This window comes from Streptococcus sanguinis (assembly GCF_900635155.1).
GTDB classification, from domain to species: Bacteria; Bacillota; Bacilli; order Lactobacillales; family Streptococcaceae; genus Streptococcus; species Streptococcus sanguinis_G.
Genome location: NZ_LR134002.1, coordinates 1686946 through 1700281 on the forward strand (window position 1 = coordinate 1686946; position 13336 = coordinate 1700281).

Annotated in this window: 14 protein-coding genes; 2 read left to right on the plus strand and 12 right to left on the minus strand. The window is 45.6% G+C overall.

Going from position 1 to position 13336, the window contains the following annotated elements; all coding sequences use genetic code 11:
• Window positions 1-37: 37 nt before the first annotated feature.
• From recN to ELZ47_RS08410, 10 genes are all read right to left on the minus strand, one after another.
• On the minus strand, window positions 38-1696 hold the full coding sequence (gene recN, locus ELZ47_RS08360; RefSeq protein WP_126435798.1) for a DNA repair protein RecN: 1659 nt from the start codon (window positions 1694-1696) through the stop codon (window positions 38-40).
• An 8-nt stretch (window positions 1697-1704) separates the two neighbouring features.
• Complete coding sequence (locus ELZ47_RS08365) at window positions 1705-2136, minus strand: arginine repressor (protein ID WP_126435799.1); 432 nt, start codon at window positions 2134-2136, stop codon at window positions 1705-1707.
• A complete protein-coding gene (locus tag ELZ47_RS08370) occupies window positions 2129-2944 on the minus strand; it encodes a TlyA family RNA methyltransferase (RefSeq protein ID WP_126435800.1) in 816 nt (271 codons plus the stop codon). The genes ELZ47_RS08365 and ELZ47_RS08370 overlap by 8 nt, the downstream gene beginning before the upstream one ends.
• Window positions 2937-3812, minus strand: coding sequence for a polyprenyl synthetase family protein (locus ELZ47_RS08375; protein ID WP_126435801.1), 876 nt, complete (start codon window positions 3810-3812; stop codon window positions 2937-2939). The genes ELZ47_RS08370 and ELZ47_RS08375 overlap by 8 nt, the downstream gene beginning before the upstream one ends.
• Window positions 3809-4021 carry an exodeoxyribonuclease VII small subunit gene (locus tag ELZ47_RS08380; protein ID WP_002896137.1) on the minus strand — a complete coding sequence of 71 codons (213 nt, stop codon included), beginning with the start codon at window positions 4019-4021 and terminating at the stop codon, window positions 3809-3811. The genes ELZ47_RS08375 and ELZ47_RS08380 overlap by 4 nt, the downstream gene beginning before the upstream one ends.
• The gene (gene xseA / locus ELZ47_RS08385; RefSeq protein ID WP_126435802.1) at window positions 3999-5339 is read right to left on the minus strand and encodes an exodeoxyribonuclease VII large subunit; all 1341 of its coding nucleotides are present in this window, start codon (window positions 5337-5339) and stop codon (window positions 3999-4001) included. The genes ELZ47_RS08380 and xseA overlap by 23 nt, the downstream gene beginning before the upstream one ends.
• A gap of 155 nt (window positions 5340-5494) precedes the next feature.
• Window positions 5495-6355, minus strand: coding sequence for an NAD(P)H-hydrate dehydratase (locus ELZ47_RS08395; protein WP_125330593.1), 861 nt, complete (start codon window positions 6353-6355; stop codon window positions 5495-5497).
• A 107-nt stretch (window positions 6356-6462) separates the two neighbouring features.
• Window positions 6463-7236 carry an HAD hydrolase family protein gene (locus ELZ47_RS08400; RefSeq protein ID WP_125330594.1) on the minus strand — a complete coding sequence of 258 codons (774 nt, stop codon included), beginning with the start codon at window positions 7234-7236 and terminating at the stop codon, window positions 6463-6465.
• Window positions 7233-8087 carry a bifunctional methylenetetrahydrofolate dehydrogenase/methenyltetrahydrofolate cyclohydrolase gene (locus ELZ47_RS08405; protein WP_125330595.1) on the minus strand — a complete coding sequence of 285 codons (855 nt, stop codon included), beginning with the start codon at window positions 8085-8087 and terminating at the stop codon, window positions 7233-7235. Before ELZ47_RS08405 ends, ELZ47_RS08400 begins: the two co-directional genes overlap by 4 nt.
• Before the next feature lie 189 nt (window positions 8088-8276).
• Window positions 8277-8507, minus strand: a complete 231-nt coding sequence (locus ELZ47_RS08410) for a DUF1797 family protein (RefSeq protein ID WP_002896146.1) — start codon at window positions 8505-8507, stop codon at window positions 8277-8279.
• Between the two features lie 249 nt (window positions 8508-8756).
• On the opposite strand from ELZ47_RS08410, the gene ELZ47_RS08415 reads away from it, so the two are divergent.
• Window positions 8757-11027 (plus strand): ATP-dependent Clp protease ATP-binding subunit, encoded by a 2271-nt coding sequence (locus ELZ47_RS08415; RefSeq protein WP_125330596.1) that lies wholly within the window; start codon window positions 8757-8759, stop codon window positions 11025-11027.
• A gap of 48 nt (window positions 11028-11075) precedes the next feature.
• Here the strand turns inward: ELZ47_RS08415 and ELZ47_RS08420 are convergent, their stop codons facing one another.
• Entirely contained in the window at window positions 11076-11690 is a 615-nt protein-coding gene (locus ELZ47_RS08420; RefSeq protein WP_125330597.1) for a GyrI-like domain-containing protein, read from the minus strand.
• A gap of 59 nt (window positions 11691-11749) precedes the next feature.
• A complete protein-coding gene (locus ELZ47_RS08425; RefSeq protein ID WP_125330598.1) occupies window positions 11750-12649 on the minus strand; it encodes a helix-turn-helix transcriptional regulator in 900 nt (299 codons plus the stop codon).
• Window positions 12650-12873: 224 nt separating this feature from the next.
• Between ELZ47_RS08425 and ELZ47_RS08435 the strand changes: the two genes are divergently transcribed.
• Window positions 12874-13323, plus strand: coding sequence for an NUDIX hydrolase (locus ELZ47_RS08435; RefSeq protein WP_125330600.1), 450 nt, complete (start codon window positions 12874-12876; stop codon window positions 13321-13323).
• Window positions 13324-13336: the final 13 nt, after the last annotated feature.

Below are 13336 nucleotides of genomic sequence, written 5' to 3' on the forward strand. Positions count from 1 at the left end.
AAGGAGACCGAAACACCCGTGTCTCAGCCTCGCTTGTTTATTTTTTTAATAATTCTCTGGCTTGAGTCAAAGCAGCCTCTGTCACATCTTCGCCAGCCAGCATCTTAGCGACTTCCTGAACCCGCTCGTCAGCTGTCAACAGGCGAACCGTTGAGACGGTCGAATTCTCATCCGAAATCTTCTCAATAAAGAACTGATAGTCGGCAATCGCAATGACCTGCGGCAGATGGGAAATGGCCAAGACTTGGCCATTGGAGCCAATCTTGTGGATCTTCTGGGCAATAGCCTGGGCCACTCGGCCAGAAACGCCCGTATCCACTTCGTCAAAGACAATGCTGGTCTTACCCTCTTTGCGAGAAAAAGCAGACTTGATAGCCAACATGAGACGGGAGAGTTCCCCGCCAGACGCAACCTTCACCAAAGGTTTGAAATCCTCGCCCGGATTTGCTGAGATGTAAAACTCTACTTGTTCATTGCCTTCACGGTTGAACTTGCCCTTACTGAACTGCACTTTAAAGCGCGCCTTTTCCATGTAGAGGTCTTGCAGCTCTTGCTTGATTTCCGCTTCCAGCTGGGCTGCTAGGCCGTGACGAGCCTGACTCAGCTCCTGGGCCAGCTCTACCAGCTCTCTCTCCAAGGCCTTTAGCTCTCGGTCCATATCCTCTGAGGACAAGTTACTTCCAGTTAAAAGGCTGTATTCTTTGGAAATCTGAGTAAAGTAATCCAGCACATCATCTACTTGGCCGCCGTATTTACGCGTGATGCTGTTAATCAAGTCTAAGCGACTCTCCACCTGCAGCAGCCGATCTCCGTCAAAATCCAGTCCATCTAAAATATCCTCTAAGCGCTTGCTGACATCTTCCAAGACATAATAAGTCTCTGACAAGCTGCCTGAAAGCTCCTTGTAAGCTGGATCGTAATCCTCGATAGATTCAAGGTCATTCATAGCTGAGCGGACATTGGCCAGAGTGGAAAAATCTTCATTATCCAGCATGGCATAGGCGTTCGTCAGCGTATCGGCAATGAGCTTGTGGTTGAGCAAACGATCTCGCTCCTGATGCAGAGCAGTATCTTCACCACTTTTGAGAGCTGCGCTCTCAATCTCCGCCATCTGAAACTCCAGCATCTCAATCCTGGCCTTATGCTCCTGCTGATTTTTCTGCAGAGTCAGGACTTGCTTACGCAGGCTTCGATAGCGGTCAAAGGTTTCCTGATAGCGGCCTTTGAGATGCAAAAAGTCTGCTGAGCCAAACTCGTCCAGCATGGCAATATGAAGCTGGGGCCTCATCAGTTCTTCCTGATCATGCTGACCATGTATATCCACCAAATGCTGGCCAACAGCCTTTAGAACAGACAAATTAACCATCTGGCCATTGATACGGCTAACACTGCGGCCGTTTTGCAGAATTTCCCGACGGATAATCAGCTCATCGGTCAGCTCCCAGCCTTGCTCCTCAAAAATCTCTCGCAGAGCTCTGCTATTTTCCAGCGAAAAAAGGCCCTCTATCTCAGCTTTGGGTGCCCCATGACGAATAACATCCGTCGTAGCACGGCTGCCCAGCATCATGTTCATCGCATCAATAATAATAGACTTGCCGGCTCCGGTTTCCCCGGTCAAAACCGTCATACCTTGCTCAAAATTAAGGGAAATCTCCTCAATAATGGCAAAATTTTTAATCGAAATTTCTAATAACATAGGCTTTCCTACCAATGGTGAATGATGCTTGCAATCCTTGCGGCTGCTTCGTCTGTCATCATAACCATCAAAATACTGTCGTTGTCTGCCAAGATACTGAAAATATCCTCAGCAAATTCATTCCTAAGATGGCGCTTGACCAGTGCTGTGCTCCCCGGAACCAGACTGAGATTGATCATATTTCCCAAGACCTGACAGGATAGGATGTTGTTTTCAGCCAAGCCCAGACTGCTGGTCATGGTCTTAGGTAGCTCGTAGATATAAGTGTTGTCCTTGAGCGGTATCTTGACAATGCCCAGCTCCTTGATATCCCTAGAGACCGTAGCCTGCGTCGCTGTAATCCCAGACTCCCTGAGATGTTCTACAATTTCCTCCTGTGTGCCAATGTCATAGTCACTGACAAACCGTCTAATCTTTTCTAATCTATCCTTCTTATTCATCCTTAAATTCCTTGTGTGCTGCCTCTACGACAGCTGTCATCATAGCTGAATCAAGAGACTGCGGCTCTATACTCTTTTCTAAATAGGCCAGAAATTCTACATTGCCCTGACCGCCCTGAATAGGCGAAAAATCTAGTCCCCTAACAGAAAATCCAGCTTCCATCATAAATGCTGTGACCTTTTCCAGAACTGCCAGATGGACCTTTTTATCCTTGACAATCCCTTTTTTCCCAATCTGCTCGCGGCCCGCTTCGAACTGGGGCTTGATCAATGCAACCACTTGGCCATCCCGAGCCAAAATCTCATGCAGAGCTGGTAAAATCATACTCAGCGATATAAAGCTGACATCAATACTGGCAAAGCTCGGCTCCTGCTCAAAGTCAGTCCTTTGGGCATAGCGAAAATTAAACTGCTCCATGCTGACAACCCGCTCATCCTGTCTGAGCTTCCAAGCCAGCTGATTGGTGCCGACATCTACTGCATAGACCAGCTTAGCTCCGTGCTGCAGCATGACATCTGTAAAACCGCCGGTCGAAGCTCCGATATCTAAGGTCACTCGGTCAGCGACTGAAATATCAAAGACTTGCAAAGCCTTTTCTAGCTTGAGGCCTCCTCGGCTGACATATCTGAGTTTCTCACCTTTTAAGCGTAGCTCTGTTCCTGTGTCAATCTTTTCACCAGGCTTGTCAAAGCGCTGGCCATTAGCTGCAGCAATAACCAGCCCAGCCATTACACCACGCTTAGCCTGCTCTCTGGTCTCAAAGAGCCCTTGTCTGTAGGCCAGCACATCTACTCTTTCCTTAGCCATTCAATCTCAAACTTTCTATTATCTTTTGAATTTCTCCGCCTGAAAACTCTGTCTTCTCTTCCAAGTCTGTCAGAATGTCCACAGCTTCATCAAGAGTCTGATTGAAAAAGCTCTTAGCTCCATCTAGACCCAGAAAGGCTGGATAAGTCGACTTGGCCGCAGCTAAATCTTTCTGCGGGGTTTTACCCAGCTCTTCAAAACTAGCTGTCACATCCAAAATATCATCCCGCACTTGAAAGGCCAAGCCCAAGAGCTCTCCAATCCTACGAAGCTTGTCCTGAACAGACTGCTTGACCTCAGCAATCAAACCAGCTGCGACAAAGGGATACGCCAGAAGTTTTCCAGTTTTATTGGCATGGATGTTTTTTAAATCTTCTAAACTAATTGCTTGACCTTCGCCTTGCATGTCCAGAACCTGTCCTGCAACCATACCAAAACTCCCTGCTGCTAGAGACAGCTCAGCAATCAAGTCCACCTTGACCTGACTAGGCAGCTCGGTTCTTGCCAATAATCCATAGGGGTCTAAAAAGAGAGAATCACCCGCCAAAATAGCCATATCCTCTCCAAACTTCTTATGGCTAGTCAAGCGGCCTCGACGATAGTCATCATCATCCATAGCCGGTAAATCATCATGGATAAGGCTACCAGTGTGAATCATTTCCAAAGCAGCTGCCACTTCAAAATGTGCAGGCTGAAGAGACACCCCAAATGCCTCAACTAGTTCTAGTAGCAGTAAGGGACGAATTCGCTTGCCTCCGGCCTGCACCGAGTACAAAATAACTTCAGACAAATCTGACGAAACTTGCTGAGACTTATAAAAATCTTCAATCGTCAGACCAATCTTTTCCAGTTTCTCGTTTCTTATCATTCCATTTCCGTTTCTGTGCCGTCTGCCTGCATGACCTTAACTAAGGTCTTTTCAGCCTTGTCCAGACTAGCCTGGAGTTCCTTTGAAAGTTTCATCCCCTTTTGGAATTCCGCAATCGCCTCTTCCAGTGCTACATCACCATTTTCCAGCTTTTGGACAATGACTTCCAAGTCTGCTAAGTTTTCTTCAAATTTCTTTTCTTTGGACATGTTTTACCTCTACTTCCAGCTGCCCATCCCGCATAAGAAGGGTCAGTTCATCTTTTTCTTCAATGCCAGCACTTGACTCGACAACCTTTTGATTCTTTTGGACAATAGCATAACCACGCGCCACAATTCGACTTGTATCCAGCATAAGCAAGGCCTCGGACAATCTCCTGACTTGAGCTACCTTGTTATCATAAATGACCGCCATATTGCTGCGCAGCAAGCGCTCCAGCTGAGCAGTCTGCTCTTGAAAGCGTTGAAGGCGACTGAGCGGATTCAATGCCTCCAAACGATGCTGCAAGATTTTGACCTGCTGTTGCTCTTCACTATAATATTCGCGAATTTTTTGCTTGAGTCGCAGGTTGAGCTGATCTAATTTCTGCAGATGACCATCGTAAAGCCGCTCTGGCTGTCGGAAGATAACCGACTGGGTCAGTTTATTTAGCCGCTCCCGATAATAGCTTAGGCGATTGGACATAGCTCGAGACATGCGGTTTTCCTGCTGCTGCAAATGCCTCAGCAGATCCAGCTTGGTGACTGGTGTTGCTAACTCAGCCGCAGCCGTTGGAGTCGCAGCTCTGCGATCTGCTACAAAGTCCGCCAAAGTCGTATCTGTCTCATGGCCGACACTAGAGATAACAGGAATCCGAGACTCAAAAATAGCCCGAACTGTTTCCTCTTCGTTGAAAGCCCAGAGATCTTCGATGGAACCACCACCTCGACCAATAATCAGTACATCCAAATCCGACCGCTCATTGGCCAGTCTGATGTGGTCAGCAATCTGAGCTGCAGCCCCATCTCCCTGCACTTTTGTCGGATAAAGGACAATCTCCACTCCCGGAAATCGACGGCTGACCGTCGTGATAATGTCCCGGATAACCGCTCCGCTGGGACTGGTTACGACGCCGATTTTCTTAGGAAATTGAGGTAAGGCCTGCTTGAATTTATCTTGAAACAGCCCTTCTTCTCCCAGTTTTTTCTTGAGCTGTTCAAACTGGATAGCCAAGGCACCGATACCATCCGGCTCTGCCTTTTCAATGATAATAGAATAGGAACCGCTCGGCTCATAGAGCTGCACCCGGCCAATCACATTGATTTTCATGCCTTCTTCCAGCTCAAAGCCTAGCTTCTGGTAGACACCAGACCAAATTGTAACCTGAATGACGGCCTTCTCATCCTTCAATGAAAAATACTGATGATTGGGGCGCCGTCGGAAATTGGACACCTGGCCAGTCAGATAGACCCGTTCCAAATAAGGATCCCGCTCAAACTTCATCTTCAGATACTTGGTCAAGGTCGAAACCGACAAATATTCTGGCATGCCCTTTTCCTTTCTTTTCTTGTTTTTCCGTAACTTTTATTATAACAAAAAACTGCATAAAAAACCGATTACAAAGTCTAAAAATCCCCTGAAAAGCAAGAAAAAAACTGGGCTTCCACAAAAGAACCCCAGCTGACTTAAAACCCAAGAAAAAGCTACTGACTCATCTCCTTCATCCACCTTGGAATGGCTCTACTGATTGCCGTTGGCAGGACGACATAAGCTTCCTGACTCAAATCATCTGCGATAAGAGAGTGAAGAAGGGTTGCAGCCGCCACTCGCTCAAAGAGACTGCTTGACTTAAACTGACCCGCAAAAGCGGCAATCATACCAGCCAACGTATCTCCCATGCCGCCAGTTGCCTGATAAGGTCCGCCTACTGTCAGCTCAAAGACCTGCTCTTGACCACTTTGATAGATGGTCGTCCCATGCTTTTTCTGCACAACAATACTGCCCAGAGGCAGCTGATTGACCGCTGCCTGATTGGCTGCCGCTGCCTGATTGGCTGCCGCTGTCTGATCTGACAAGCTTAAACCCGATAAGCCTTCCCACTCCTTCTGGTGAGGGGTAAAAACTGTTCGGGCTTTTGGAAATGGCAAAGCTGCTTTACTAAAGAGTGAAATGGCTCCGCCATCCATGATAAGTATCTGCTGTTCTGCCACAGTCTGGACTACCATTCGTAGGATATCTAGACCTAGTTGATTCTCCGCCAAGCCAGGACCAATCAAGACTAGATCTGATTTGGTCAGTTGCTCTGTCAATCGGTCTTGTTCCTCTAAGTCAAAGGCCATGGCCTCCGGCAAATGACTGTGCAGAGGGGCGATATTTTCTCTATCTGTAGCAACAGTCACCAGGCCCGCTCCGCTATTGACCGCAGCCAAAGCAGCCATAATGATGGCGCCCCCATAAGGATAGGTCCCCCCAATCAGTAAGAGACGACCGTAATCGCCCTTGTGACTATCCAAGGGACGTTCCCTGATGACTCTTTTTAAAATATTTTCAGCATTTTTTACCATGATATTCTCCTAGACCAACTTCATCCTGCACTTGTCTCAACATGACTAAACCTATCTTCATTATACACTAAAAGGCACCTAAACAGGTGCCTCGTATCGCAAGAAAGCTATTTTCTTCGGAAATCTGCAAATTTTTGTAAGATTCTTGCTGCGACTGCCTTGGGTAAATTTTCCTGAAAAGCGACCTGCTCATCCGCATAATCGCTCAATCCTGAGAAATCCCCAACTTGCACAGCGTAGAGAGAATTCTTGAAGAGCTGGATATCATTTTGATCATTACCAAAAGCCACATAGTCCGAACCGCAGAGTTCCTTTACAGTTGAAGCTTTATTGGTTTCAGCCGGATTGATATAAAAACATTTCTCATGTTCATGATAGTCTAGACTTAGATTAGGCAAGTTTGCAAAACGAGCCTGTAAATCCTCTAAGAGTTGCTCATGATTCCCCATGTAAATAACAAGCTTAATAGGATGCTGGAGTTCAGTTAGTTCCAGCTGTCTTGCCCGCTTGAGAGGATCTACACTGGCAATAAAAGGAATTTTTTCTAAAATCTGGCCGCTGTAATCAAAAGTATTATCAACGAAAAAAGGCAAATTATATGTCAAACAAGTATCTAGAATGGCTTGGTAACTTGACTGATGCAGCTGACGCTCAAACATCAGCTGTCCCTTCTGATAAGCTACTCCGCCATTCAGGCCAATCACTATCTGCTGGCTCAATTCCGGACCTAATAGTCCCAGACAATCCCGATAGGAGCGCGCCGAAGCAAACAAAACTTCATGCCCAAACTGAGGAGCCGTTAGCAGAACCTGCTTAATCTCCTCATCAATCGTCATATAATCAAAGGACAAGGTCCCATCCAAATCAAAAACAAATTTCATGATTCAAGACTCCGTTTAAAGGCTTGGTAGGTCTGCTCCATCAGCATGGTAATGGTCATAGGACCAACACCTCCAGGTACAGGGGTAATCAGACTAGCAATTTCAGCCACTTCATCAAATTTAACGTCGCCAATCAGCTTGCCATTTTCATCTCGGTTCATACCGACATCAATGACAACAGCTCCTTCCTTGACAAAGTCCTTGGTTACAAAATGTCCACGACCGATGGCCACCACCAAAATATCTGCCCGCTTAGCAGTCTTAGCTAGATTGTGGGTTCGCGAATGCGTCAGAGTCACTGTCGCATTCTTAGCCAAAAGCAGTTGAGCCATGGGCTTACCAACAATATTACTCCGCCCGATGACGACCGCTCGCTTGCCTTCTAGTTCAACACCATATTCATGGAACATGGCCATAATGCCTGCAGGAGTAGCCGGAATCATAACAGGATGACCGCTCCATAGCTTGCCCATATTAAGCGGATGAAAGCCATCAACATCCTTGTCTGGATCAATGGCCAGCAGCACAGCTTCATCATCAATATGTTCGGGCAAGGGCAGCTGGACCAAAATTCCATGCCAGTCAGGATTTTGATTATAAGTTTCAATCAAGCTCAAGAGCTCTTCTTGGCTGGTTTCTTCTGGCAGACGTTCTACCTTACTACGAAAGCCAGCAGCCAAGGCTGAGCGCTCTTTATTACGCACGTAGATTTGACTGGCTGGATTATTTCCCACCACAATCACTACCAAGCCCGGTACCTGACCTGTCTTTTCTTTGAGGCGAGCCGTTTTTTCGGCTAATTTTTTCTGAAGCTTCTCTGCCAAACCTCTACCATCAATAATCTGCGCCATGTCATTCTCATTTCTTTTTCATTATCTTTTTCATTATACCAAAAAAATCTGTGCCCAGCCTATAACTTTTTCTTATACAAGGTTATAAAGCGAGGTTTCATTGGCACCTAGCGGTAAAATTTTCAGACCTACTAAATTTTTTTCAAAATAAGATAAAAAGGGTAAAAATAAAAAGCAGCAAAGTGCTTTTTAGTAGAGTAATTCATAAATTTCCATTGCAATCAAATCGATGCTGTCGAAAGTATAGGTCTCACGCGCTGCAACGTCACGCAAGGTGAAGACAGAGCCGTTTTCTTCGTCGTAACTGTAAGCTACTTCTGCTACAACCACTCCTTCACGCTCAAAATTACGTTTTAAATTTCCGCCATCCTTAGCCATAGCTTCTAAGCGGTTAATAATTCTAACTAAATGTGATTCCATTTTGTTTCTCCTATTTACTTAGTTCCCTCTTATTTTACCATAAATAGCGACTGAAATACCACTAAAAGCCCATTTTTTGTAATTTTTCAAGAATTTGTTTTCATTCTGCTCGGTCTAAGGGAGGTTTTTGTAGTAAATTCTTGCAAAGTTCGAGAATACTGATATAATGAAACTATAAAACTTTGACTATTTTTGACCTTTAATTATTTCTATAAATAGCTTGCACACTAAAAGAAAAGAGGTATCTGCATGCTTTGTCAAAATTGTAAAATCAATGAATCTACGATTCACCTTTATACCAATGTAAATGGCCATAAACAGCAGGTGGATTTGTGCCAAAACTGCTACCAAATCATGAAAACAGACCCTGAACATTCCTTGTTCGGCGGAATTGCTAATGCCAACAATCACGGAACAGATCCTATTGATGACTTCTTCAACAGCCTCAGCAATTTTCAACAGCCTCAGGAACCAACTACTCCTCCTACCCAATCTGGCGGGGCCTATGGAGGCGGTGGCGGATACGGTTCCAATCCTAGCAAAGGTGGTCAGCCTCAGCCAAGTCCGCAAAAGCCAAAAGGCATGCTGGAAGAGTTTGGTATCAATGTGACCGAGTTGGCTCGCCGAGGCGAGATTGATCCTGTTATTGGTCGTGATGAAGAAATCGTCCGTGTCATTGAAATCCTCAACCGCCGCACCAAAAACAATCCTGTTCTCATAGGAGAGCCAGGAGTCGGAAAAACAGCCGTGGTGGAAGGTCTGGCCCAGAAAATTGTCGATGGTGATGTGCCTCATAAACTCCAAGGCAAAGAAGTTATCCGCCTAGACGTTGTCAGCTTAGTACAGGGAACTGGTATCCGTGGCCAATTTGAGGAGAGAATGCAGAAGCTCATTGATGAGATTCGTTCTCGTCAAGATGTCATTCTCTTCATTGATGAAATCCATGAAATTGTTGGAGCAGGCTCTGCTGGCGATGGCAATATGGACGCTGGGAACATCCTCAAACCAGCTCTGGCTCGCGGAGAACTCCAGATGGTCGGAGCAACCACCCTCAACGAATATCGTATCATCGAGAAGGATGCTGCACTTGAGCGTCGTATGCAGCCAGTTAAGGTGGACGAACCAACGGTAGAGGAAACGATTACCATCCTCAAAGGAATTCAGAAAAAATACGAAGACTACCATCACGTCAAGTACACAGATGCGGCCATTGAAGCTGCTGCGCTTCTCTCCAACCGCTACATCCAAGACCGCTTCCTGCCAGACAAGGCTATTGACCTCTTGGATGAGGCTGGTTCCAAGATGAATCTAACCCTCAACTTCGTTGATCCCAAGGTCATTGACCAACGTCTGATCGAAGCAGAAAACCTCAAGGCTCAAGCAACCCGCGACGAAGACTTCGAGAAGGCGGCTTACTTCCGGGACCAGATTGCCAAGTACAAGGAACTCCAGCAGACAAGTGTGCTAGACAAGGATACTCCGATTATCAGCGAGAAAACGATTGAGCACATCGTAGAGCAAAAGACCAATATTCCAGTCGGCGACCTCAAAGAAAAAGAACAGTCTCAACTAGTTAATCTCTCTAGTGACTTAAAGGCTCATGTCATCGGTCAAGACGATGCTGTAGATAAGATTGCCAAGGCCATCCGCCGCAACCGAGTCGGACTAGGAAGTCCTAATCGCCCAATCGGCAGCTTCCTCTTTGTCGGACCAACTGGTGTCGGTAAGACAGAGCTGTCTAAGCAATTAGCCATTGAGCTCTTTGGCTCGGCTGACAGCATGATTCGCTTTGATATGAGTGAATATATGGAAAAACACAGCGTGGCCAAGCTGGTCGGTGCGCCTCCGGGCTATGTCGGCTATGATGAAGCTGGTCAATTGACTGAGCGCGTTCGCCGCAATCCTTACTCACTCATTCTGCTGGATGAGGTGGAAAAGGCCCATCCCGATGTTATGCACATGTTCCTGCAGGTTCTAGATGATGGCCGCCTGACCGATGGCCAAGGCCGGACTGTCAGCTTCAAGGACACCATTATCATCATGACATCCAATGCCGGAACTGGCAAAGCTGAAGCCAGCGTTGGCTTTGGAGCAGCGCGTGAAGGCCGCACTAACTCCGTTTTGGGTGAATTGGGGAACTTCTTCAGTCCTGAGTTTATGAACCGCTTTGACGGCATTATCGAATTCCAGGCGCTCAGCAAGGACGATCTGCTGCAAATCGTCAACCTTATGCTGGACGATGTTAATCAACGTTTGGCAACCAACGACATTCATCTGGATGTTACAGAGAAGGTCAAAGAAAAATTGGTTGACCTGGGCTACGATCCAAAAATGGGGGCTCGCCCACTACGCCGTACCATTCAGGACCATATCGAAGATGCTATTACTGACTTTTATCTGGAAAATCCAAGCGAAAAAGAGCTCAAAGCTATCATGACCAGCAATGGCAAGATTCTCATCAAGTCAGCCAAGAAAACTGAAAGCACAGAGTCCGTTAATTCATCACAAGAAGAAAAATAAATGTCGATAAAATAGAGCAGAAAACAGTTAGTTTTCTGCTCTATTTCTTTATTGATCTTTCTGAACCTTGTAGCGCAGAATTGTTTTCAGCTTGCTAGGATCTGTCCGATTCAGATTATTGAGATAGATTTCTCTATGAGTGTCTGAAATCCGTGTCAGCTGGTGATTCTGGCAAAAGGTATCCATTTTAGCAAAGGATTGAGGTTCTTCATCAAAAGGTCCTAGGTGCAGCATGGAGACACACGCTCCTTCCGTCATTTCCTTAAAACGAATCTCGTCATAGAGAGGATTAGGCTTTTTGACACGGACTTGTTCCAGAGCCTTTTTCACCATCTCTCCAGTGATAAAGTCTGGCTGCCCAATCATAATAGTATAGATCAATTCTTCTTTAATCAGTTCTCCTGCTCGCTCTTGCTGCCAAAGTCCTTCCAAGGGATAGACTGTAAAATCAGTAAATTCTTGCTCGGCCGCTGTCTTTTTGTAGTTCATCTTGATAGCATAGGCTAAGCTGTACAGAGCACCAACTCGTTCCGAAAAGTCAGCAGCATTAGGATTGCCCTTGCCGTCAATCATGATAAAAGACTGGGCAGGAACATCTATGAGACAGGGTTCAGACTTGATTTGATATATTTCTCGATTAGCTTTTCTCCATTCATATTTCATGAGAGAGCCCTCCTTTCTTTACTAGAAACAGTATAGCAAAGAAAAGCTGACAACCTCTGTCAGCTTTTATAAATATCGGTAATAGCTTTTAACTTTTCTTTGAATTCTTCCCGTAACCGAGGCGGCTCCAAGATTTCAACTCCATCCAAAAAGGATAGCAAGTAGGTATAAAGACTATCGTGACTCGGCAAATGGGTTTGGACATAAAGTCTCCCATCAGTCTCCTCTATCTCTACTTCTGAAAACTCCTCGTACACTCTAAAGGCATGCTTCCGGTCAAATTTCAAGAGGACTTTTACAGTGCCTCCTAGCCGCTCCTCAGGACTAAATGTCTCATCCAAGACTCTCTGCTTAAATCTTTCCTCTAACATTTGACAGTCTCTCATTCTGCTGAGTTTAAAAAAACGCGGAGCTTGTCTTAAACGACAAAAGCCAGCAACATACCAATCTTGACTTTTAAATACTAACTTCAGCGCCTCTATCTTGCGCTGCTCTCTTTCTCCTCGCCCATTCAAATAAGAAAATGACAAGACTCTTCTTTGCAAGATCGCCTGATTAATGGTATCAAACAGTTCTTTCTGATCTGCTTTCTTGCGCCAATCAGTGAAATCCACCTCTAGCCAGGATGTTGCCTGAACTTGAAACAAGGACTGCAGCTTAGCCAAGGTCTCTACCTGCTCGCCATCTGTTAAAATCTGGAAGCCTTGAAGAGCAGCTAATAGCTCATCCCTCTCCGACTCTGAAAACAAGGCCTTGTCTAATACAAAATCCTTCATCAGAAAAATGCCCCCGCCCTTGCCAGGGCTGCAATAGATGGGGATTCCTGCCAAACTTAGCTTATCCACATCTCGATAGATAGTCCGAATAGATACTTCAAATAGTGAGGCTAATTCGGGAGCTGTTTTGTGGCCCTGCTCTAAAAGAAGATATAAGATTTTAAAAAGTCTGCTTTCTGTCATAAAACCACCTCGCTACTATTATAACAATTTCTCCTATAAATGTTTTACTATTCCCATAAAGAAGATTTTTTTAAACGGTCGGAGGAAGGAATTTATTATTTGAAGGGGATTTCTTTCAAGGACTATCATTCTTTTTCTGTCCAATAAACCGAGTAAATTCTTGACAGCTGGTCCTTAGTCCATTATGATAGATAGTAAACTGACTAGAGATTGAGGATATTAGAATGACAAATCCAACCTTTGGTGAAAAGGAAGCAAATGTAGAATATGTGAGCCGCTACGGAGTCTATGCCGTCATCCCAGATGAAAAGAAAGAAAAGATTATTTTGGTCCAGGCGCCTAATGGGGCTTGGTTTCTGCCCGGTGGAGAGATTGAAGAGGGGGAAAACCATCAGACTGCTCTTGAACGCGAGCTGATGGAAGAACTTGGATTCACAGCCCAGCTTGGCCGCTATCTTGGACAAGCTGATGAATATTTTTACTCTCGCCATCGCGACACCTATTTTTACAATCCAGCCTACCTGTATGAGGTCACCTCTTTCCAAGAAGTCCAAAAACCGTTGGAAGATTTCAATCAGCTTGCCTGGTTCCCAGTCGATGAAGCTATCGAAACACTCAAACGCGGCAGCCATAAATGGGGTATCCAAGCTTGGAAAAATGCGCTTAAAGCTTAAAGAAATCATTCAC